The following is a 21,293-nucleotide window of genomic DNA, read 5'->3' on the forward strand; positions in this document are numbered from 1 at the left end:
CCTCACGAAGGAGTCTCATGTCATCCCCGCTCTTCGACCTCACCGGGCGCCTGGCGCTCGTGACCGGCTCCTCCCGGGGGCTCGGCCGGTCGCTCGCCACCGCGCTGGCCGACTCCGGGGCGCGGGTGATCGTGCACGGCCGCGACGAGTCCGCAGTCGATGCGACGCGAGACGCGATCGAGCAGTCGACGGGCACCCGTCCGGCGGCGGCCGTCTTCGACGTGACCGACGCGAAGGCCGTCGAGGAGGCGGTGGCCGGCATCGTCGCGGAGCACGGCGTCCCCGACATCCTCGTCAACAACGCCGGCGTGCAGAAGCGCGCGCCGTTCACCGAGTTCGCCGTCGAGGACTGGGACGCCGTCATGGCGACCAACCTGTCGAGCGTCTTCTACGTGTCGCGCTTCGTGGCGCCCGGCATGGTCGAGCGCGGCTCGGGCAAGATCATCAACATCGCGAGCGTCCAGTCGATGCTCGCGCGCCAGACCATCGCGCCGTACTCGGCGAGCAAGGGCGGCGTGGCGCAGCTGAGCCGCGGCATGGCCGCCGACCTCGCGCGGCACAACGTGCAGGTCAACACGCTCTCGCCCGGGTACTTCGCGACCGAGATGAACACGGCGCTCTGGCAGGACGAGACCTTCGACGCCTGGCTGCGCCAGCGGACGCCCGCTCAGCGCTGGGGCCGCATCGAAGAGCTGCAGGGCACGCTCATCTACCTGTCGTCGGCCGCGAGCGACTTCGTCTCGGGGCAGAACATCTTCGTCGACGGCGGCATGACCAGCGTCGTCTGAGTCCGGGCCGGGCTGCGGGCGGTCTCGCGCCGCGCCTCCTCGGCTCCTCCCCTGCTCCGTGCCCCCGCAGACCCCAGAGAGAACCAGCATGAAGACCATCCAGATCGATTCCGCCCATGTCCTGACCGAGCGCGAGGTGGCGATGCCCGAGCCCGCCGAGGGGGAGGTGCGGATCCGGGTCGACTACGTCGGCATCTGCGGGTCCGACCTGCACTACTACTTCGAGGGTGCCAACGGTGCGTTCGTCGTCGAGGAGCCTCTCGCCCCCGGCCACGAGCTCTCGGGCCGGGTCGACGTCGACCCGAGCGGGCGTCTCGCGCCGGGCACCCCGGTGACCGTGCACCCCGCCCGCTTCGGCGCGGACGAGCCCGGTCTCGAGAACGCTCCGCACCTGCGGCGCGGGGGGTCGTACCTCGGCAGCGCGTCGACGCATCCGCACACTCAGGGCGCGCTGAGCGAGTACCTCGTGGTCGACGCCGGCATGATCCGCGTGCTGCCCGAGGGTCTGCCGCTGCAGCGTGCGGCGCTGGCCGAGCCGCTGGCGGTGGGGCTGCACGCTCTGACCCGCGTCGGTGATGTGACGGGCGCGCGGGTGCTCGTCTCGGGTGCCGGGCCGATCGGTCTGCTCGCGGCGGCGGCGGCGAAGGCCCGCGGTGCGGCGAGCGTGACCGTGGTCGACCTGCTGCCGGGGCCGCTGAGCCGGGCGCTGGCGATCGGCGCCGACGAGGCCCTGCGACTCGGGGTCGACGAGGTGCCGGCGGACTCGTTCGACGTGGTGCTCGAGTGCTCGGGTGCGGCGAAGGCGGTCAGCGCGGCGTTCGTCGCCGCACGCCGTCAGGGCACGGTGGCGCAGGTCGGCATGATGCCGAACGAGGAGCGCCCGGTGAACCTCGCGCCGGCCATCTCGAAGGAGCTGTCGGTGCTCGGGGTGTTCCGCTTCGTCGACGAGATCGACGAGGCCGTGCGGATCCTGGCGTCGACGCCCTCGCTCGAGGCGGTCGTGACGCACGTGATCGGCACCGATGCCGCCGAGCACGCGTTCGACGTGGCGAAGGACTCGTCGGTGAGCGGCAAGGTGCTGCTCGCCGCCTGGCCCGAGTAGGGCTGTGGGGTGCGCTCCACTCCCCCTCCCCCTCCCGTCTAAGAGTCACGACACGCCGCGAGCCCCCTGAGGCGCGGGGCGTGTCGTGACTCCTCGAGCCGCGGCGCCGCCTACGCGTCGCGCAGAAGCCGCGCGTGCAGCTCCTCGACGCGGCCGCGGATGTCGTCGCGCACCAGCCGCATGCGCTCCATCCCCTCGATGCCGCGGAGCGACGGCTCGTCGGTGATCCAGGTCTCGACGGGGGTGCCGGCGGGGTCCTCGACCCGTGCCTCCTCGCCGAGGACGACGATCAGGTCGGCGTCGCGCACCATCTCGTCGGTGATCGCCTTGGGCTGTTCGCCGTCGAGCGAGATGCCGAGCTCGCCGAGCGACTCGACCGACTGGGCGTTGAGAGCGCTGCCCGGTGCGGTGCCCGCCGACTCGACGTGCACCGCGTCGCCGGCGACGTGTCGCATGAGGCCTGCGGCCATCTGCGACTTGCCGCCGTTCTTCCGGCAGACGAACAGGACCGAGGGAGCCGTCGAAGTCATGAGCTCACAGTAGGCCGCAGCCCCCGAGGAGGCGCGCCCCGCCTCCCCCAGGCCCGCCCCGTCCACGAGTCGAGACACGCCGCGCCTCCCCCACTCCCCGCGGCGAGTCGTGACTCCTCGACGCCCCGGCACCATCCCCTCCCCACCCGGCTAGACAAAAGCGCACGTTATCACTACCGTCGAGGCGGACAGCCCGCCACCGCAGCAGCACAGACGGATACGACGAATGACGACGACGGCAGACCCCCCACGCCCCACCGCCCCTCTCCGCGGCACGGGCTTCTTCCGACTCTGGATCGGCGACTTCGTGTCGAACACGGGCTCCTCGATGATCACGTTCATCGTCCCCGTGATCGGCGTGACGGTGCTGGGTCTCTCGGCTGTCCAGGTCAGCTGGGTCGTGGCGGCGGGTCTCGCCGCCCCCTTGTTCGTCGCGCTCTCGGCAGGCGTCGTGGCCGACCGCGCCGACAGGACGCTCCTGCTGCACCTCTGCAACATCGGTCGCCTGGCGGCGTTCGTCCTGGTGCTGGTCCTCCTGCTGGCCGGGAGCCTGACCTGGCCGATCCTCGCGCTCGTCCTGTTCGTCGTCGGGGCGCTCACCCTGCTGTACGAGAGCGCCATGGCGGCAGCCATCCCGGCGGTGGTGCCCGCGAGGAGTCTCGTCCGCGCGAATTCCTGGATCGAGGGCGGCCTGTCCGTGACGGAGTCCGCCGGGCCCGCAGGAGCCGGTGCGCTCCTGTCCGCGCTCGGCGCGCCGTTCATCGTGGCGATCAACGCGGCCACGTATCTGTTCAGCTCGATCATGCTCGTCGGGCTGCCTCTGGGGCGCCGACCCGACGTCGACGAGGCCGCGACCTCGCAAAGAGGCATCCTCCGCGAGCATCTCGCCGAGATCGCGCTGGGCTTCCGCCTCATCTGGAGGCAGGCCCCGCAGCGTGTCGTGCTCCTGGCGGCGACCGTCTACAACTTCTTCGACTCCTGGATCCTCGCCGTCTTCGCGGTCTACGCCCTGCAGATCCTCGACATGTCCCCGACGCTCCTCGGCCTCGTCTTCGTCCTCCCGGTCGTCGTGGGCATCGTCGGCTCGGTGTTCGCCGATCGCGTCACGCGAGCCGCGGGGCTGGGCAAGACCCTCACCGCCTCATTCGGCCTCATCGCCGTGGCCGGCCTCGCGCTGCCCCTCGCCGGGCTGACATCGGGTGTGCCCGCGGCCGTCATCGTGTCCGTCGTCTTCGCCGTCTTCGAGATCTGCATCGTCATCAACCTGATCATCGGTCGAACGATGCGTCAGGCGCTCTTCCCCGCTCAGCATCTGTCGAAGGTCGCCGGCACGGCTCGCTTCGTGTCGTGGGGCGTCGACCCGGTGGGGGCCCTCGCGGGGGGTGCCGTCGCGGGCCTCCTCGGGCTGCAGGCGTCCGTCGCGATCGGGAGCGCCGGCTTCGTCGTCTGCGCCCTGATCTGCCTGTCGAGCCCCGCGTTGCGAGCCTTCCGGGCGCTGCCGGCCGACGCCTAGCCGAGGAGGCGCGGGTCACCCCGGCGGGCGGCCTCGCCTCCCCGAGACCCGTCAGCCGCGGATCGCGCTGGCAGGGTTCGCCCGAGCGGCCACCAGAGCCGGGTAGGTGGCCGACAGCACGCCGGTGACGCACCCCGCCACGAGTCCGACGACGACGATCCGGATGTCGAGCGTCGGCGTCCACCGCTGTGCCGCGCAGACGATCAGCACGCCGCAGAGTCCCGTCACACCTCCCGCGACGCCGCCGGCCGCCCCGATGATGAGGCCCTCGAGGGTGAACATGCGCCAGACCGACGACCGGCTCGCCCCGAGCGCCCGTCGCAGGGCGATCTCCGGTGCCCTCGCCTGAACGGACAGGTACATCGCGGTCGCGGCGCTGAGCGACGCCAAGGCGAGGAGCACCCACGACGGAGCCCGGTCGGCGCGCGTCCGCGGTACGGACGCGCGGTCAGCGAGTCAGGGCGACTATTCGCCGTGTTCTCGATGATCCGCTCGGAAACGAGGCGCTTCAGGCTCACATCGTCGCAAGGGCTCAAATATCAATTTGTATTTTTCAGACACAGAAGTTATTAATGACGGACGTGCAATTTAATGAGACGATGGTCGGGCTGCTCCAATTCCTGGACAGCTTGATCGAATGGAGTCTCAGTAATGGGTAAATTCGCCACTCGAAAGAGAACGACGGTGCGGCTCGTCGCAGGCCTCGCAGCAGCGTTCACGCTCACGGCTGGCATCGTCACGCCTGCCAATTCAGCTCCGATGGCGCCCGTCGCCGTCTCAGCGGAAAGGTCAGGGTCCGCTGACGCCGACGCTCCCACCACCCGCGCATCCACCTACGTCGGGGGCGGATACTGGCAGTACGGAACGACATCGTCGACCGTCTACTCCAAGTACCAGCACGCATCTCGTTCGCACCACTCGACGGCCTGTACCAAAGACCGCCTGTGCGCGCGCTCGGGCTGGAAGAACCCGGGAGTCCTCGCAACCGCCGCGCGAAGCAAGAGCAAGGGCGGCAACACCGCGTTCTGGGACGTCGGCTGACCATGCGCTTCGCTGCCACGACCGTCCTGGCGGTCGTGGCAGCGATGTTCCTCTCTGGTGCCCTCGCCCTTCAAACTCTCGCCGCGTACGAGAGCTACGGCAGCTCGGCGGCAGGACCGACGTTCGTCATCGGAGGGCTGCCGGCCGGGCCGAACGCGGACGAATCGGCGGCTCGGATCTCCTCTATCGCGCAGCGCCTCGACGTCGACGTGCTCCTCACCGCGGCCGACCCCCAGAACCCCGACACGACGACCAGGCTCATCTCCTTCAGGGGCACGGTCGAACTCCCGGTGACCCCCTGGCTTCGCTACACGATCGAACCGGTCACCGACGCGGCTCCGAGTGACCTCCGCGGCTACTACACGACCAGCGCGACAGGCCCTCTGTACGACAGGCTCCTCGACGAGCTGTCGGCCGCGGGTTTCGAGACCCAGCGCGTCCACATCTCGCTCGCGAGCTCCCTCGCCTTCGTGACCAGCACCTCCTCGGCTCTGCTGCTCCTCGGCACGACACTTGCGATCCTCGTCTCGACCGCTCTGCACGAGAACGCCCGACGCTCGAAAGCCGACGCCCTGCGGGTCCTGACCGGCTGGACGGCGCTGCGGATCAGGCAGCGTCGTCTCGTCGAGATCGCGACGATGACCGCGGTCATCGTCGCGATCCATGTCGTCGTGGCGATCTGCGCGTGGGGATTCATCGGCCGGTTCAGATCGCCCGAGGTCGTCCTTCCACTCATCGCCGGCGCTCTGGTCCCCACCGGCTTCGTCATCGTCGTCCACGCCCTCGTGAGCGCAGCCCCGACTCCCGGTCGGGTCTTCGAGGCGCGGTCAGGAGGCGCGTCTCGTCGAACGGAGCAGATCGCACCGCTCGGTCTCCGACTCGCGGCGGTGGCCCTGCTCACGGTCGCCCTCTCTGTCGGAGCCACCGCTCAGGCGACCTCGCTCCGCATCGAATCGTGGGCCCGCTCGCATCTCGACACGGCCGACCGGTTCGGGATGGGGGTCGGCGTGGCAGGGGTGACCGAACCAGCGTTCGACGACGCTCTCGGACCGCTCGCGCGTGAGGAGCTCGCGGCAGGTCGCGCGACGCTGTCGGACGCCGGAATGCTGCCCGCCGTCCTCATCACCCTGTCAGATCCGCCGTCCACGCTGACGTCCGCGGGCCACTCGACACATGTCGTCTCCCTGGAGACGGGGGCCGAGGAGACCGATGCGGCCGCGATCCAGGCCGCCTTCGATGAGACGCTCGCACCGAGTTGGACGGTGGCCGGCGACGCGCCCCCGCCCTACATCCATGCCAGAGCGACCGTCTCGTCCGCCCCGACGGTCGCCGAGCGTGCGGCGGTCCCGCTGGATGACGGCGAGCTGCCCCTCGAGGCGGTGCTGACAGTGCCCCTCGATCTCCTGCCCGACACGATGCTGGCTATCTCGGCGATGAACGGGTACGTGCTCTTCGATGATCCATCAGAGATCGAATCACGACTGCACGACGCGGGTGCGGGCGGACTGATCACCGCGTGGCAACGATCCGGTGACGAGTTCGCACAGGCCTCGAAGGAGGCCGCCGCCGACGGTCGTCTGGCGTTGACAGCAGCCGCCGGAAGCCTTGCCACGGTCCTCACCGGCGTGGCCGCCTCTGCGTCAGCCTTCTGTCGACGACGGATGAACGAGGTCCGCGTGCTGAAACTCAGCGGAAGACGCCCGTGGATGATCGACCTGCCCTTCACAGCCTCCACCACACTCGCTACGGCAGGGGTCGCGACCCTCGCCGGCCTGGTGTTCCCGAGCGTCACGCCCGGCATCACCGGGCTGATCATCGCCGCTGTCGTCATCGTCGATCTGGCGACGACGACCACGACCATCGCCCTCACGCGAGGTCGCACCTGGTCACGAGTGCTACGGCGCTCCCGAGAGAAGTTGGTCCTATGACACCGTCGACCACGATCGAGAACGACCCCCGGCTCCGGGTGTCCGACCTCTCACTCACGAGAGGCGGGCGACTCCTCTGGACGGATCTGTCGTTCTCGGCCGAGTCCGGCTCCGCTGTCGCCGTGGTCGGGCCGAACGGTAGCGGCAAGTCCTCGTTGCTCGCCTGCCTGACCGGTCTCGTGCGGCCGACCACCGGGTCGGTCGCGTTCGAAGGGAGAGCCGTGAGTGAACACTCGACACGGGACCAGAGGGCGTTCCTGCGGGACGTCTGCGGTGTCCTGCTGCAAGACGGCAACGTCGTCCCCGAGTGGACGGTGACGCAGAACGTGACCGTCGTCCGCCCGACGGGGGTCTCCGCCGCAGAGCGTCGGAGCCGGACGCGGGCCGCCCTCGACACGATGGCCCTCGACCATCAGGCCGACGTCAGGGCGTCGACACTCAGCGGAGGCGAGCGTCAGCGACTCGCCGTCGCGCGCCTCCTGACCCAGCGGCCCGCGCTGGTCGTCGCCGACGAGCCCACGTCCGCCCTCGACACGGCGGGCACCGTGCGGGTGCTCGATGCACTCGACACGCTCCGCGAATCGGGCTCGATCGTGGTGGTCGCCACGCACGATCCAGCCGTCGTCCACTGGTCGACGCGCCGAGTCGAGCTCGGGATGGCGACGCGCTCAGGCGTCGGTGGCTGACGAGCACCGAGCCCGCACCCCGCCCGCCACGACGCCAGGAGATGGACACGACGCCAGCCTTAAACCCGGCGTCGTGTCCACAACCTGGCGTCGTAGCCGGCCCCGCGTGCCAGGATCGACCAGACGTCGCGGTCGGCGGCGTCACCGACGTGAGGATGCGCGCATGACCGTGACGGACGAGCTGGTGCACGTGGTCCTGGTCGAGTGGGCCGACGGGGCGCCGACCGATGTGGCCGAGCAGGCGTCGCGCCTCTCGCGCGAGCACCTCCCCCGCATCGACGGCGTGCTCTCCGTGTCGAGCGGCGAGAGCGTCGGCGGCGAGCGCCTCGAGGCCAGGTTCGAGTGGATGCTCGTCGTGCGGTTCCGCGATCGGGCCGCGCTCGACGGCTATCTGCCGCACCCGTCGCATCAGCCGGTGTCGGCGTACCTGCGCGACGCGTCGGCGCGGGTGGTCGTGTTCGACATCGCGGCGTAGCGTCGTCGACCCGCGGTGCCCCAGCCCAGGAGGCGCAGGTCGCGCCTCCCCCACGGGTGCATGACCCCGCGCGCCGCCTCGCCGGCCTGACAGGATGGGAGGGGTGCGGCGTCCACCGCCGCCCGCTCCGGGGGACCACGAATGCCAGACCTGACGCGAGAAGAACTGGTCGCGCTGCGCGACGCCGAGAAGCTGCGCCTGAAGATCTTCGAGGACCACGGCAACGTGATGGACACGGTCGTCGTGACCGGTGACGACTACGTCGGCTACCGCGTCTGGGCGACCGACGAGCGAGCCGCGGTCTGGGGTGGGACGAGTCTCTACGCGTTCGAGTCCGCCGCCCTGAAGGACGCGCTCACGCGAGCCCGAGCGGGCCGATGGCTCGACTTCTGGCGACTCAGACGCGGGGTCGACCGACGAGCCGAGTCGTTCGCCGAGCGAGGCGGTGCCCTCGAGGCGGGTCTCCGCGGGACCCTGCTCCGCCCGAGCGCCGACTGGCTCGAGAACGACGACGGCCCGACGTTCTACGACGTGTTCACCTCGCCCGCCACCGACGAGCACGGCTTCCTCACCGACCACATCGGCGTCCTCCTGTGCTCGCGCGTCGGGGACTGGACGGCCACCACACCCCGTGAGGTCGACTACGGCCGCTTCCCCACGCGAGACGAGGCCCTCACCGCCCTGCTCGACGCCGCCGGCGGGTCTCCCCCTCGAGGAGTCGACACACGCCGCGTGCCCGACCACCCCCGTGGCGTGTCGTGACTCCTCGACGCACCGACGCCGAGGTGCGGCGATCGTGACCGAGCCCGCGAGCGCCGCTCTCGACGCGCGGCTCGATCAGCAGCGAGACCCCGCGCGGGGGCGGACGCGTCGTCTGATCGCCGGGTTGATCGGCAGCCTGCTGACGGGAGACGGGGCCGCGGCGACCGGGGGCGTCGACCTGGTCGTGACGCGCCGCGACACGGGACGCGAGGTCCTCCGCACCGGGGCGGGCACGCTCGAGGAGGCCGATCGGCTCCTCGCCACGGTGCGGAACGACCTCGAGACCAAGAGCGTCGCCGAGTTCGCGCGCGAGTGGCGCCTCCTCGAGTCCTGAGCCCCAGGGCCCCTCACCCTCGACCCCAGCCGAGGAGGCGCGGGTCACCCCCCGAGGCGATCGAAGTGCCCCGAAACGCGCCCCCAACCCACCTCTACCCCCGCATTGAGTCACCTAGATGACGACGTCACCCGTTCGGCGCGACCAGCACCTTCGCGTGCCGGGTCTTCCCGCCATCGAGCTCCGCCAGCAGCCCCGGCAGCTCGTCGAGCCCGACCGTCCCCGTGATCAGCGGCCCCGCATCGACCGACCCGTCCGCGAGCGCCCGCATCGCGCCGACGAAGTCCGAGTGCGTGTACGCGAGGCTGCCGACGACGGTGAGCTCCCGGCTCTGCCAGTCGCCGTACGAGACCTCCGAGGTGGTCATCGGGTAGCCGAGCAGGGCGAGGGTGCCTCCGCGGCGGACCAGCTCGGCGCTCGGCTGGAAGAGGGGCGCTGCGCCCGTGCATTCGTAGAGCACGTCGGCGCCGAGGCCGTCGGTGAGCGCGAGCACGCGCGACTCGAATGCGGCGCCCGGCTCGTGGACGTCGGTGAATTCGAGCCGGCGGGCGGTCTCGCGCCGCGCCTCCATCGGCTCGACGATCACGACGGCTCCGGCACCCGAGTGGCGGGCGTGCTGCGCGGTGAGCAGGCCGATCGGGCCGGCGCCCTGGATCACGACGACGTCGCCGAGGCGCTGGCCGGCGCGGCGGACGGCGTGGAACGTGACGGCGGTGGGTTCGACGAGTCCGAGCTGCTTGTCGGTGAGGCCGTCGAGGGCGCGCTGCACGCGGCGTTCGTCGACGGTGACGTGCTCGGCGAAGGCGCCGTGCGAGGGGGCGCCGTCCGATACGCCGTTGGCTTCGGCGAAGGCGGTGTCGCAGTGGTCGGGGTGTCCGGCTCGGCACATGGCGCAGCTGCCGCAGGGCGGGCCGACGCTGGCGACGACGCGGTCTCCCCCGGCGACGGTGGTGACGCCGGGGCCGGCGGCGACCACGGTGCCGGTCCATTCGTGGCCGAACACCGCCGGAGGGATCAGCCCGCCCGACGCCCACCCGTGAGTATCGGTCGCGCACACGCCCGTGTACCGGATCCGCACGACGACCTGCCGCTCCCCCGGAGCCTCGAGCTCAGCGTCGGCGAAGGCGACCGATCGCTCGGCATCGACGGTGACGAAACGTGTGCGGGCAGGCAGCTCAGTCATGCCCTCCAAACTATCCCTAGCCGACACCTGTCGCCCTACCCAGGAGGCGCGGGTCGGGCCGACGAGACATCGCCCCGTCCGGGTGGTCACGGTCGAGCATCCTCCCCCACGGCCCGGACGGCCTCGCTGATGGTGGTGCCCGGGTGGGATCGGCGATAGGCCCGGACCGCGGCGGCGTCGACCTCTTGTGCGTGGCCTGTCGACGGGTGTCCCAGGAGGCGCGTGCCGGTCGAGAAGGCGGAGCCCAGTGCGGCCACGATCAGGAGCATCCCCACGGTGCTGTCGCCGGTGAAGAAGACGACCAGGGCGATCGCCGTCAGGGCGACGGGAGCGAGCGCCCGCAGCCAGTTCGTCATGAGAGACTCCCCGGGTGACTGCGGGTGCCCGTCTCGTCACAGGTCATCGTTCTGCGTCCTCCGCGGTGGGATCCGTGTGTCGTTCGGCTCACTCCGAAGACGGTAGAACACGCCCGACGAGCGATGCGACCCGTTGGACCAGATGCTCAGCGATCTCCCCCGGGCGACGGAGTTCCGCGTGAGCGGATCGTGGTCACCGCGTGAAGGCGATCACAGCCGCCTCGGCGGCATTCTCGATCAGCTAGAACGCGACGTACTCGCCGTTGTCGTGGAGCAGGAACGACTGTGCGCTCTCCGGCACGATGTATGCCGTGTACCCGGTGAAGGACGTGCCGGGATACAGCGTGGGGCCATCGTCCATCGACGGCATTCCGTCGCCGAAGATGATGTACTCGCCGTCGTACTGGTTGCCCTCGGGTGTCGCCAGCGAAAGGTCGTACGACGCCAGGGACGGCTCGACGCCGTCGGGGTCGATCCCCGTCATGACGAGTTCTGTGACGACGTACTTGAAGCCTGCCGGAGCTTCGCTGTTGAACATGTTCCACTGCATGACGAGCGCATTGGCGTTCGCGTCGACGATCCGCGCGGTCAGGCTGTACTTCTCGCCGCCGAAGAGCCCCGTGGCGACGTAAGGCTGAGGAGAGGGATTCTCGATGGTGCCGCTGGCGGCGGCTGCCTCGCTCACCGCGGGCTCGGGCTCCGGCTCGGCTGCCTCGGCCACAGGAGCTTCCTCCGCCGATTCCGCCTCCGCCGCTTCGGTGACAGGCGGTTCCTCCGTCGGCTCCGCGGCGGGGCTGACTTCCGACGTGGCGTCGGCGGAGTCGGTCACGTCTGCTGCTGTAGGGGTCGTGCTCGGGCCAGCCAGTCCGACGGTCGTCGCGATGATTCCGGTGAGCAGGGCGACGCTGCCGAGAGCGAGTCCCGTGATCGCCAGGCCCTTCGGCTGCCTTCTCACCAGCGCCAGGATGGCCAAGGTAACGCCTGCCAGAGCCAACAGGAGACCGAGAACGGGAACGAGGCCCGTCAGAAAGGCTGCGATGCCGATGATCAGGGCTGCGATCGCGATGCCCCGGGCTCGAGACCCCAGGGGGGCTTGCGGGGCTTGGATCGGCTCAGCGAGCGTCGTCTGTTCCGCCTGGAGACTCGGCATAGGCGTCGTCGGCGCATCCGCAGCGGTCGGGCCGGCGTCCTGCCAGCCTTGTCCGTCCCAGTAGCGCATCTCGTTGTTGGCGTGGGGTGCTGGATACCATCCGGCGGGAGTTTCCTGGGGCATGGTTCGATCTTTCGGGTCGTGTCGAAGTGGCAATGCCACTACATCGAGCGTGGGGAGATGAAAGACCACGGGGGCACGCGGCGAGTGCACGCGAGAACGTCCCCCCGGAGGTCCGAGACAGCAACGCGGAGGCCTCTGGGTTGACCCGACGCTGTCTGCTCTGCCTAAAGATAAGGCAAACGCGAGCAAATCTCGTGACCCCATTTCGCGCCCCGAGCTGACCGGCCCCGCTGGGGTCACGGGTCGGGTGATCCTTCGACAGGGTCACCCCGTGGCCCGAGGCCCAGATCAGTGCCGCGGCGCCGCCCGCAGCGCCGCGTTCAGCTGAGCAGCCACGTGCGTCGCAGAGGTCTGCATCTTCCAATACAGCCCGCCCTGCGACGACATCTCCAGCTGCCCGTAGAGCATGACCGAGCGCTCGGGGTTGTTCGAGTAGCGACGGTCGGGTCCGCCTTTGACGTTGACGTACTGCCACGTCCGGTCGACCTTCTGCGCGTCGCGGGGCGCCGCCCCGGCCGCCTCGATGAAGCGTGTGGTCGTGGCACCACTGAAGAGGTCGCCGTATGCGACGTCGGCGTAGTGCCGGCCGTCTTTGACGAGTATCCGGTCGGGGAGGAAGTGCAGGCTCGTACTGCCTGCCGTGATGGTCGGCACCGTGATGTTGGTCGCGAGATGACGCGGAGCGTCGAAGCTCACGCCCGCCACGATTCGATTGATCAGATTCGCGGCGCCGGCGTTGGTCTTGTGTTGGCGGGTGGTCACGACCTGCCCCGACTCGAGCACGCGCCAGATCCTCTGCGAGCCGGCGGCGATCTTCGTCGTATCGATCAGCGACTCGAACCAGCGCTCGTCCGCTCCGTCGACGTCGTAGAAGACGACCACGCGGCTCTTGACCTGGTCCCGCAGCAGGAAGAACACGAGCGCCGCCGCTGCGGCAGCCGAGAGCGCCCATCCCCACGGCGCCAGCACGAGCCCTGCCACGAAGAGCAGTGCGGCGATGACCCAGAGCCACGACCGGTGACCGGCGGCGCTGTTGAGCTGCTCGACGATGTCACCCCGCCCCGTCGGCACGAGCTCGTGGATGGTGGCCCCGGTGACGTCCTTCATCTCGACCTGCGCCGGCGCAGTCGACCCCCGAGGAGGCGCGGGTCGCCTCGACCGCTCCGCCCTGGCACGTGTGGTCCGATACGTCAGGCCCCCGGCGTCCATCGTCACGTAGTTGACGCGTGGCGCTGCGCCTGTGCCAGAACCCGGCAAAACTGTGCTGACGCCAACTGCGGTCTTGCGGGCAACGAAGCGGAACGGCCCCGTTCTGATGTCCTCGCGTATGTAGATGCCCACGCGTTCAGACAGCCGGAATCTGGAAGAACGTGCGCCCAGTCTGGATGCCGCACGTCTTGCTGCGTGGTGGTGAGCTCATTGACACCCATCAAGCCTAGGAGCGATCCTCACCTCTTACAGCCCCAGTTCGGGCACGTTCGCTCATCGTCTCGCTTAGTCGCCATCTGCGCGGCCACGCCGGCATGAGCATTCCATCTGACTGAGGGCAGTCCTCCGCGGTCTCACCTCGAGAGCTTGTCCTGGTGTTTGCACGATAAGTTGATCGAAGCCCAAGGGGCTCAAGACATGGGAGTCACGATGGGCAAAGCCGACAAGCTTCTCGAACAAGCAGCACCGCACCTTGAGCAAGGCGAGGAGGTTCGCGCTGCCGTCATGGGAGCATACGAAACCAAGGTCATGGGCTCAGACAGCGTCAGGAATGGCGTGTTGATCGCGACAGATCGACGCGTGGTCTTCTACGCGAAGAAACTAGGTGGATTCGAGCTGGAGTCGTTCCCGTTCGGGAACATCTCGTCTTTTGAGCACGGCAAGTCGATGATGGGCCATCACATTGCTTTCCATGCATCTGGAAATGCCGTGCAGGTGAAATGGCTGCAGCCTGCAACCGACTTCGCTGCATTCATCGATGTCGTCAAGGAAGCTATGAACTCCAAACATCGCACTGCCGAGTCGATGAATACAGTGCCTACCGAGTCTGCGCCCGCCCTTGATGTCATCAAGTTGCTCAAGCAGCTAGGGGGATTGAGGGATGCGGGCGTCATCACCCCCGATGACTTCGAGATCAAGAAGGCGGAACTTCTCTCGCGCCTCTGATTCGCAGTCAGGCTCACGCGATTCCGTCCCCGAGTTCGACCCTCAGTGCCATGCGACTAGACGGGAGCATCCCCAGTGACATGGTTGACCAGGAGGCCATTACGGTTCGAGCATGAGTGACACGCGATCCGTTCCAGAGCTAGCTGCGCAGATCGGTGCCGACCAGAAGGAGATGCGTCGCTGGATGCGAGAGCGAGGTTGGCGGCATCCGATCGAGAAGGGTCAGCCATGGAGTCTGACCGCTGAGCAAGTCGCGATTCTGACCGCACGGTTCGGAGAGACCCGGCCCATTCACTCGCCGGAGCACCTCGAGACGACGGAACCGACGTCCCCGCCATTCTTAAGTTCACAGGGAATCGCTGGTGCCACGTCGCCAGACGCGACGCCACTCGCGCGACTAAGCGTTGGGGAGTTACTCGACACCTACTCCCAAGTGCTGCTAGAACTACGCGCCCGAAACCTGGTCCGGACTAACAACGCTCCCGTCGGCGACCTCGCCGAGTACTGCGCGGCGATGGTCTATGACGGACTCCTGGCGCCCAATTCGGAGAAGTCCTACGACTTGACCTCGGTCGAGGGTCGCAAGGTGCAGGTCAAAGTCCGGCTTATTCGACCGGGAATGGCGAGCGGTGCCGTCTTCTCGCCAGTCCGGTCATTCGATTTCGACATATGTGCCTTTATCGTGATCGACAATGAAGCTGGCAGAGTCATCGCGGCACGGGAATGGACTCCGGTCGAGGTGCGCGAGCATGGGTCCTACAAGAAGCACACCAACGGCACGGTCGTCACTGTCGCCCAGGTGCGCTCGTCAAAGGCCCGCGGGCGCGACCGAACAGCCGACTTCGACGCGGCCTGGGGTGCGATGCTCAGCCAAACTCGCTGACCTGCGGGGATCGGAACCGACTTTGACATGGCTGGCGTGTGTCGACCCCCGCCGGCCAGATCCTCGCGGCCTCTGCAGCCGAGCCGTCCGCTGGAGAAGCGAGCGACCCCTCGCTCGTCGTGCTGCGGGTCCACGAATACACCCAACCCCGTCGTAAGTGCCGCACCGGCCACTCGTAGGTACGATCTTGGTGCGGGCATCGATGACAAATCGCCCGCTCAGAGGAGGCCGGCGAGCCCCCGGACCACGAACCCCTCGGCCTCACCATCCGTCCACAGCATCACGTCCCGCAGCGAAGCCGCAGTCGCCGCAAGCTCTAGAACGATCTGCGCGGCGACCCAGTAACCGGCGCGAGGCGGGACGCCGTCCACAGGCCGCAGGGAGAAGAGCGACTCACGCGCCGCCGAGTCCCCCGATCGCGCATCTCGGACGACCTCCCCGATGCGGTGACGCGCCCGACGGCACCCCTCGACCCAATCGGCGTGCGCCCCGTCGAACCAGAACGTCTGAGACTCGGACGCGTCGGGCACCAGCAGTCGAGACATGACCACGGCGATGCCCTCTGCGACGAGTCGTCCCGTCAGGGTCTCGGTGTCGAAGGTCGGGTTGAGCCGCGCGTGCACGACATGCGACGCCTCGTGGGCGACCAGGGCGGTGTCGCCCAGCGAGTCGTCGAGGTACTCGAGTGCGACGAACAGCGTGGGGGCGCCGTCGAAGTTCGCGACCCATCCGTTCGCACTGCGCCCTCCGACGAGCATGACGAGCGGGATCTCGTCGTCGATCAGGCCCAGCTCCCGCAGTCGCCGGGCCACGGCGTGCACGGCGAGAGACGTAGCGGTCTCGCGGCGTCGGACGACATCCGCCTGCGTCTCGACGAGCGCCGCAGCCTCACCGCGAGCCGATCGGTCGCCCCACGCCGAGTAGTAGACCGAGAACACCTCCGGATGCGCCGCCTCGTACTCGTCGACCCACGCGGCCGCGCGGGCCACCCCCGCCTCGTGTCTCAGCAGGGCGAGGTAATCGGGCACCGTCGATCGGTCGGACATGCCCTCATCACATCACGGCCCGTCCACCGCCCGCCGGTCTCGTTGGAACGGATCCCCAGCCGAGGAGGCGCGGGTCAGCGGCTCACGCCCCTCACCGCGCCCGAGCTTCGGGCGACGGTATCGCCGACAGGGGCGCGCAGTAGATGAGGGCGTCCCAGTCGTTCTCGAGGGTGCACTCGATGGGGACGTCTCGGCCGTCGACGGTCAGGGCCTCGTCCTGGAAGCCGCCGCCGGTATGTCCGCCCGGGTCTCGGAAGGTGAAGACGTGTGATTCGTCGGCCGAGGTGCATTGGAAGGGCCGCTGATTGCGCCACCCGTCGATCCGCACGCATTCGCCGAGAGGGTGCGTCTCGAGGTTCTCATCGAGGTACTCCCACGATCCCGGGCGGCCGTCGTCGGTCTCGAAGATGCTGTGGGGTGTCGATTCGGCGATCTCCTGGGGGAAGTCGGGTTCGTTCCAGATGAGCATCGCCACGAAGAAGAGGCCCATGCCCCCGACGACCACGAGCAGGAAGATCCCCATCGTCTTGAGGTCGCGCTTCTGCCGAGCAGTCAGCGGCTCGATCGGCTTCGGTGGCCGCTTGGGCTTCGACACGTTCCTCCTCCATCACGGTGACGGCGCACACGACACCTCTGCGGCTCGCGCGCCGGCGGCCCAGTCCCCCAGACCCCGACACCCCGCCCAGCAGTCCCCGCTGCACCCCACCCACATCATCGCAGCGAACGCCGGCTCACGCTCACGCTAGCGAGTGCGCCAGACCGCGCCACGCCGCCCGCTCACCCCACAACAGCCGAAGCCTCCACCTCCACCCGAACCCCCGGCTCGAACAGGATCTCCACCCCGATCAGCGACGCCGGAGGCATCGGCGACGGGATCCCCAACTCCCCCGCCACGGCGAGCACCCCGGCCATGAACGAGTCCATCTGATCCACCGACCACTCGGTGACGAAGAACCGCAGCCGGGTGACGTCGGCGAACGACGCGCCGGCCCCGGCCAGCCCCACCGCGGTGTTGTGCAGCGCGAGGGCAACCTGCCCCGCCAGATCCGCCGGAACCCCGTCCGCCCCATGAGCCACCTGCCCCGCGACCTCGACGAACCGGGACCCGGTGGCGACCGAGACGTGGTGGTACGGGGCGGGAGCGAGCATCCCCGCGGGGCTGCTGAGCTGAACGGTCATGTCATCCTCTCGAGGCCGCCACGGTGGAGGCCGTCGCACGACTGTCTACGGGACGCCCTCAAGGCACTTCAACGAAACTAAGTGGCATGCACGACACCGACGCGGCCGTCATCACGCCCGAGCACCGTGAGCTGTTGGGAGAGCTGCTCGACCGCTGGTCGCTGCATGTCATCGATGAGCTCTGTGAGGGTCCGCGTCGCTTCAACGACCTGAGGCGTGCGGTGCCCGACGTCTCCCCCAAGTCGCTGACGACGACCCTCCGCCGTCTCGAGCGCAACGGAATGGTCGAGCGAGCCGTCCTCACCACCCGCCCCGTGGCCGTCGAGTACCGCCTCACCCCTCTGTCCCACTCCGTCCAGACCCTCATCGACGCCCTCTACCGCTGGACCACCACCAGCCTCCCCGCCATCACCGCCGCCCGAACCACCTTCGACGCCCCCGAAACCCCCTAGCCCAGGAGGCGCGGGTCGGCCGATAAGACGCAGGTCGCCTCCCCCAGGAGGCGGTGGTCACGGCCACCCTCTGGCACCGCGCCTCCTGCGGTCACGATTCCGTCACGGCGGTCGATGTCAGCCGCCAGGATGACACCGGTCCTCTGGCGATGGAGATCCGGCCGTCGAGCCGTCGGAGACCGGGCGGCGACGTTACGGTCGACTCATGAGAATTCCTTGGGGAATCACTGCGGCAGCCGCCCTGTCCGTGTCCGTCATGGCCATGCTGGCGGGGTGCACGGCGACCGATTCTGCGGCACCGTCGGCAACGCCCACGTCGTCCGCCGTGGCCTCGCAGACTCCTGCGCCGTTGACGACCGCCGCCGCGGCTCCCGAGCAGGGCGCGGACGCTCTGGACTCGGTCGACACGATCGTGGTCTCCGCGACGCAGCTGTCTCTTCGCGAAGCCGACTCCGAGGTCGCCTCGATCGACCTCGTCGGCACACCTCTCGACGATGCCGTGTCGACCCTGACCGAGGTGCTGGGCGAGCCCCGTCAGAGCGACCTCGAGGCGGCGAGCTGCGTTCGAGCGCAGACCGCCTGGGCCTGGGGGGACACGACCCGGATCGGGACGCCCGACCAGTTCACCGACGACGGGACGCTCAGCTTCGGGACGAACGAGACCGCGGTGGCGACGTCGGACGGGCGGTCGGTTCGAATCGAGACCCTGACCGGTGAGGCCGTCGGGGACTCCGTCGCTCCTCTGGACGGTGCTTTCGACGCCACCGTCAAGGACGACTTCGCGTCGGTGCCCGACCAGGAGCTGCTGTCCATCGTCTACGACCTCGTCAGGAACCCCCAGGTCAAAGACGGCGACTACCGACCGTACGGCGCCTCGGTCTACAGCGAGAAGGGCGTCATCGAGGCGATACAGGGACCGAACGAGATCAAGAGCGACTGCTGAGCTCCCGGCCGCGAGGCGGTCGCCCCTCCCAGATCATCGCGATCGAATGCTCGACGTGAATACGGCGGTTCGGTCTTCCCTATAGCCACACTCAGGGACGAGCGCCCGATGATCAGCTCCCCGGCTGCTTCCAGCACCTCCAGCAGCCCCCTCCGCCGTCTCGAGCGGGACGACATGCTCGAGCGGTCCGTCCTCACTACCCGCCCGGCCGCCGTCGAGTACCGCCGCACCCCTCTGGCCCACTCCGTCCAGACCCTCATCGACGCCCTCTCCCGCTGGACCACCACCAGCCTCCCCGCAGTAACCGCCGCCCGAACCACCTTCGACGCCGACGAAACCCTTAGCCCAGGAGGCGCCGGTCGGCCGAGAAGGCACAAGTTGACTCCTTCACGAAACAGGGTCACGGCTACTCCAGGGGTCGAACTCGCCGCCAGTGGCACGCACTAGAACAGGGCACGCTACTCTCGCGCCGACCTTTGTAGCTCGGCGCTCCCTCGCTCGGTCTCGGCTCCACCGGCAGAAGAACTAGGGGCGCGACAAGCTCGCCGTGCGAACCAGCTCCGGTCGCGCCGCATGCGCCGATGAGCTACACACATTCGCGGCCAGAGACCTCATATCTGTAAAGTGACGCTAAAAGGCGCAACTATGGGAGATGGACCACCCCACGAATCTAGAAATTTTCCTCTGGGCATACGAGGCGAAAATGCACCGCGAGTCCTCAAACTCTTGACTCATCGCCGCGTCGCGGCTCGGGCAGCTCGACGGAGGCCCATCTTCGCCGCCCGAACCACGACACCTAAATTGACCCGCCGTCGACAGTCCCGTAGCAAAACCAACGGCAACTCAGCAGACCTCTTTCGCCCCGACAATACGACCTCCCGATCCGCACACTGGATAGAATCGCCCACTACGCTTGGCCCGTGACTAGAACCCACTTCAAGCGTTGGCACTCGAACGTTGGGCAACGCCCTGTTCAACCCAATCCCGACAACGCGTGGAAGCTTCTTGAACTTGTGAACGAATGGATTCGCCATTCAGACTCAAAAGCAGCCGTAACCCTGGCTTTTACGGGAGCAATGGCTACTCTGCTCTTCAACCTCGCTCGTATAATCGAGAGTCGGAACGTGCTGATCGATGTTCTGGTAATCGTGTCATGTATGTTCGTGGCTATGACTGGCGCCCTCTGCGGCTTAACTCTAGCGCCGCGAATCACTGACACAGAATCCGGCGCCCGTGACACTAATCCTCTGTTTTATGTCAGCATCTCCGAGCAATATATGGGGCGACGGGCCGACTATAGAAGACTCATAAAACACTTGACGTCGAATCAACAACTACTCGTGGGTCACTTATCTGACCAGGTCCACGCGAATGCCCTGATAGCAACGAAAAAAGCCAAAGTAGTCCAATGGGCTATCCGTTCATGCCTTGCCACCGGCGCAGTTATCGGATTGGCCGCAATATTTATCGGCTTATCAGTCGACGGAGGATGACTCATGGATGGCAACCCCAGATACTTCAGCTTTGATTCAAGTTCGACTCGGATCGCTGAAATTCTCGATCAACCCTCGGGATCTTTTGAAGAGACCGACTCCCTACCCGACAGGGACAACTTGACATTTACGAACGGTTTTTATGGGCAATGCACGGCTGTATTTATAGACATTCGTGACTCATCTGGAATGACTGCGAGGAACCAACGACCGGCTCTCGCCAAGATCTACCGTGCCTTTATTTCCGAAATGGTGGCGGTTCTGAATTCCATCTCGACCGTTCGCGAAGTAAACATCGTAGGCGACTGCGTATGGGCCGTATACAACACGCGGTACATAATTGACATTAACAACCTTTTCAAAATTATCGCGCAAGCCAACTCGGTCGTAGAACTCCTTAACCAACACCTGACCAACCGTGGGATGGAAGCTTTACGCGTTGGAGTCGGCGTCGATTATGGTCGCGCCTTAATGATCAAGGCAGGCTTTAATGGAAGCGGCATAAACGATGTAGTGTATATGGGTGATGTTGTAAACAGCGCCGCACACATCGCCCATGAGGCTGGCCGCTCCGGTCGATCTCCTATTTTCCTCAGTCCATTGTTCTGGAGCAACCTTCAAGACGACTACAAGGCATTTTGCACAGCCAGCTGGGTAGCAGGCATCGGGAGTGTCTATGGCGCATCGGTCGTGGATATTTATGGAGAAGAATTAGCTAAGTCGCTGCGGTAGTAATCCTTCGAGCTCAGCCCCAACTCATGTGGATTTCAAGGAGTACATGCCCTGCAGACAGAAGTACCTAGCCGGCGGCGATTGCGTTAGAGCCTAGAGCCTCGTCACGCTCGATGATCGACATGCCGCCACCGTCGGAAGCTCGATACGTCAGTCGCTACGACGCTGACCGCCTCGGCCTCAACAGGTGCCGCTGTGACGGGCCGCCGCTCCCAGTCATGGCTGATCCTGAACGCCGCGGCCGCGGCGTCGAGGGTGTAGCCCCGGAAGCACCGCTTCGGCGAACCCACCTCAAAACCGGGTCTAGTTCATAGCAAGATCCATGACGGCTGCAATTTGCAGCCGGCGCAACTGAGCCCCCGACCTGGTCGTGGGGGGATCTCTCCATAGATACTCTCGGTTCATGCCTAGACCCCGCTGAAAGAACTGCTCAGTCCTGC

25 protein-coding genes are annotated in these 21,293 nt (G+C 67.5%); 16 read left to right on the forward strand and 9 right to left on the reverse strand.

Features of this window, described 5'->3' with window-relative positions; translation table 11 throughout:
* Nucleotides 1-17 precede the first annotated feature (17 nt).
* Both SOM11_RS07050 and SOM11_RS07055 read left to right on the forward strand, forming a co-directional pair.
* Nucleotides 18-788: an SDR family oxidoreductase gene (locus tag SOM11_RS07050; RefSeq protein WP_192061239.1), complete on the forward strand. Its 771-nt coding sequence runs from the start codon at nt 18-20 to the stop codon at nt 786-788.
* An 88-nt stretch (nt 789-876) separates the two neighbouring features.
* Entirely contained in the window at nt 877-1,890 is a 1,014-nt protein-coding gene (locus SOM11_RS07055; RefSeq protein WP_320477613.1) for a zinc-binding dehydrogenase, read from the forward strand.
* 110 nt (nt 1,891-2,000) lie between these two features.
* On the opposite strand, the gene SOM11_RS07060 is transcribed toward SOM11_RS07055, so the two are convergent.
* Nucleotides 2,001-2,420, reverse strand: coding sequence for a low molecular weight phosphatase family protein (locus tag SOM11_RS07060; RefSeq protein ID WP_320477614.1), 420 nt, complete (start codon nt 2,418-2,420; stop codon nt 2,001-2,003).
* A gap of 226 nt (nt 2,421-2,646) precedes the next feature.
* On the opposite strand from SOM11_RS07060, the gene SOM11_RS07065 reads away from it, so the two are divergent.
* Complete coding sequence (locus SOM11_RS07065) at nt 2,647-3,933, forward strand: MFS transporter (RefSeq protein ID WP_320477615.1); 1,287 nt, start codon at nt 2,647-2,649, stop codon at nt 3,931-3,933.
* Between the two features lie 51 nt (nt 3,934-3,984).
* On the opposite strand, the gene SOM11_RS07070 is transcribed toward SOM11_RS07065, so the two are convergent.
* Nucleotides 3,985-4,335, reverse strand: coding sequence for an ABC transporter permease (locus tag SOM11_RS07070; RefSeq protein ID WP_320477616.1), 351 nt, complete (start codon nt 4,333-4,335; stop codon nt 3,985-3,987).
* A 357-nt stretch (nt 4,336-4,692) separates the two neighbouring features.
* Here SOM11_RS07070 and SOM11_RS07075 point away from each other — a divergent pair, with 357 nt between their 5' ends.
* The 6 genes from SOM11_RS07075 to SOM11_RS07100 all read left to right on the forward strand — a co-directional run bounded on the left by SOM11_RS07075 (nt 4,693) and on the right by SOM11_RS07100 (nt 9,159).
* Nucleotides 4,693-4,974: a lactococcin 972 family bacteriocin gene (locus SOM11_RS07075; RefSeq protein ID WP_320477617.1), complete on the forward strand. Its 282-nt coding sequence runs from the start codon at nt 4,693-4,695 to the stop codon at nt 4,972-4,974.
* Between the two features lie 2 nt (nt 4,975-4,976).
* Entirely contained in the window at nt 4,977-6,902 is a 1,926-nt protein-coding gene (locus tag SOM11_RS07080; RefSeq protein ID WP_320477618.1) for a hypothetical protein, read from the forward strand.
* Nucleotides 6,899-7,588 carry an ABC transporter ATP-binding protein gene (locus SOM11_RS07085; protein WP_320477619.1) on the forward strand — a complete coding sequence of 230 codons (690 nt, stop codon included), beginning with the start codon at nt 6,899-6,901 and terminating at the stop codon, nt 7,586-7,588. The genes SOM11_RS07080 and SOM11_RS07085 overlap by 4 nt, the downstream gene beginning before the upstream one ends.
* Before the next feature lie 163 nt (nt 7,589-7,751).
* Complete coding sequence (locus SOM11_RS07090; protein ID WP_320477620.1) at nt 7,752-8,063, forward strand: Dabb family protein; 312 nt, start codon at nt 7,752-7,754, stop codon at nt 8,061-8,063.
* A gap of 141 nt (nt 8,064-8,204) precedes the next feature.
* The gene (locus SOM11_RS07095; protein ID WP_320477621.1) at nt 8,205-8,825 is read left to right on the forward strand and encodes a hypothetical protein; all 621 of its coding nucleotides are present in this window, start codon (nt 8,205-8,207) and stop codon (nt 8,823-8,825) included.
* Nucleotides 8,826-8,859: 34 nt separating this feature from the next.
* A complete protein-coding gene (locus SOM11_RS07100) occupies nt 8,860-9,159 on the forward strand; it encodes a hypothetical protein (protein WP_320477622.1) in 300 nt (99 codons plus the stop codon).
* Between the two features lie 127 nt (nt 9,160-9,286).
* Here the strand turns inward: SOM11_RS07100 and SOM11_RS07105 are convergent, their stop codons facing one another.
* The 4 genes from SOM11_RS07105 to SOM11_RS07120 all read right to left on the reverse strand — a co-directional run bounded on the left by SOM11_RS07105 (nt 9,287) and on the right by SOM11_RS07120 (nt 13,078).
* On the reverse strand, nt 9,287-10,342 hold the full coding sequence (locus SOM11_RS07105; protein ID WP_320477623.1) for a zinc-dependent alcohol dehydrogenase: 1,056 nt from the start codon (nt 10,340-10,342) through the stop codon (nt 9,287-9,289).
* Between the two features lie 86 nt (nt 10,343-10,428).
* Nucleotides 10,429-10,698 carry a hypothetical protein gene (locus SOM11_RS07110; protein WP_243213677.1) on the reverse strand — a complete coding sequence of 90 codons (270 nt, stop codon included), beginning with the start codon at nt 10,696-10,698 and terminating at the stop codon, nt 10,429-10,431.
* Nucleotides 10,699-10,939: 241 nt separating this feature from the next.
* Nucleotides 10,940-11,971, reverse strand: coding sequence for a DUF2510 domain-containing protein (locus SOM11_RS07115; RefSeq protein ID WP_320477624.1), 1,032 nt, complete (start codon nt 11,969-11,971; stop codon nt 10,940-10,942).
* A 288-nt stretch (nt 11,972-12,259) separates the two neighbouring features.
* Nucleotides 12,260-13,078, reverse strand: a complete 819-nt coding sequence (locus tag SOM11_RS07120; RefSeq protein WP_320477625.1) for a hypothetical protein — start codon at nt 13,076-13,078, stop codon at nt 12,260-12,262.
* Between the two features lie 519 nt (nt 13,079-13,597).
* Between SOM11_RS07120 and SOM11_RS07125 the strand changes: the two genes are divergently transcribed.
* Together SOM11_RS07125 and SOM11_RS07130 are read left to right on the forward strand one after the other, a co-directional pair.
* On the forward strand, nt 13,598-14,125 hold the full coding sequence (locus SOM11_RS07125; protein ID WP_320477626.1) for a PH domain-containing protein: 528 nt from the start codon (nt 13,598-13,600) through the stop codon (nt 14,123-14,125).
* A gap of 112 nt (nt 14,126-14,237) precedes the next feature.
* Nucleotides 14,238-15,008, forward strand: a complete 771-nt coding sequence (locus SOM11_RS07130; RefSeq protein ID WP_320477627.1) for a DUF6998 domain-containing protein — start codon at nt 14,238-14,240, stop codon at nt 15,006-15,008.
* Nucleotides 15,009-15,226: 218 nt separating this feature from the next.
* Here SOM11_RS07130 and SOM11_RS07135 read toward each other — a convergent pair whose 3' ends face one another.
* The 3 genes from SOM11_RS07135 to SOM11_RS07145 form a co-directional block, all read right to left on the reverse strand.
* Nucleotides 15,227-16,054 (reverse strand): DUF2268 domain-containing putative Zn-dependent protease, encoded by an 828-nt coding sequence (locus SOM11_RS07135; protein ID WP_320477628.1) that lies wholly within the window; start codon nt 16,052-16,054, stop codon nt 15,227-15,229.
* Nucleotides 16,055-16,145: 91 nt separating this feature from the next.
* Nucleotides 16,146-16,649 (reverse strand): hypothetical protein, encoded by a 504-nt coding sequence (locus SOM11_RS07140; protein ID WP_320477629.1) that lies wholly within the window; start codon nt 16,647-16,649, stop codon nt 16,146-16,148.
* A gap of 182 nt (nt 16,650-16,831) precedes the next feature.
* Nucleotides 16,832-17,233, reverse strand: coding sequence for a RidA family protein (locus tag SOM11_RS07145; RefSeq protein ID WP_320477630.1), 402 nt, complete (start codon nt 17,231-17,233; stop codon nt 16,832-16,834).
* Between the two features lie 86 nt (nt 17,234-17,319).
* On the opposite strand from SOM11_RS07145, the gene SOM11_RS07150 reads away from it, so the two are divergent.
* The 5 genes from SOM11_RS07150 to SOM11_RS07165 all read left to right on the forward strand — a co-directional run bounded on the left by SOM11_RS07150 (nt 17,320) and on the right by SOM11_RS07165 (nt 20,853).
* On the forward strand, nt 17,320-17,685 hold the full coding sequence (locus SOM11_RS07150; protein ID WP_320477631.1) for a helix-turn-helix domain-containing protein: 366 nt from the start codon (nt 17,320-17,322) through the stop codon (nt 17,683-17,685).
* A 205-nt stretch (nt 17,686-17,890) separates the two neighbouring features.
* The gene (locus SOM11_RS07155) at nt 17,891-18,628 is read left to right on the forward strand and encodes a hypothetical protein (protein ID WP_320477632.1); all 738 of its coding nucleotides are present in this window, start codon (nt 17,891-17,893) and stop codon (nt 18,626-18,628) included.
* 108 nt (nt 18,629-18,736) lie between these two features.
* Nucleotides 18,737-19,075 (forward strand): winged helix-turn-helix transcriptional regulator, encoded by a 339-nt coding sequence (locus SOM11_RS15080; protein ID WP_414655452.1) that lies wholly within the window; start codon nt 18,737-18,739, stop codon nt 19,073-19,075.
* Between the two features lie 473 nt (nt 19,076-19,548).
* Nucleotides 19,549-20,121 (forward strand): Pycsar system effector family protein, encoded by a 573-nt coding sequence (locus SOM11_RS07160; RefSeq protein WP_320477633.1) that lies wholly within the window; start codon nt 19,549-19,551, stop codon nt 20,119-20,121.
* A gap of 3 nt (nt 20,122-20,124) precedes the next feature.
* Entirely contained in the window at nt 20,125-20,853 is a 729-nt protein-coding gene (locus SOM11_RS07165; RefSeq protein ID WP_320477634.1) for an adenylate/guanylate cyclase domain-containing protein, read from the forward strand.
* Nucleotides 20,854-21,293 lie beyond the last annotated feature (440 nt).

Source organism: Frigoribacterium sp. CFBP9029 (assembly GCF_034045305.1).
In the GTDB taxonomy this organism is placed as follows: Bacteria; Actinomycetota; Actinomycetes; order Actinomycetales; family Microbacteriaceae; genus Frigoribacterium.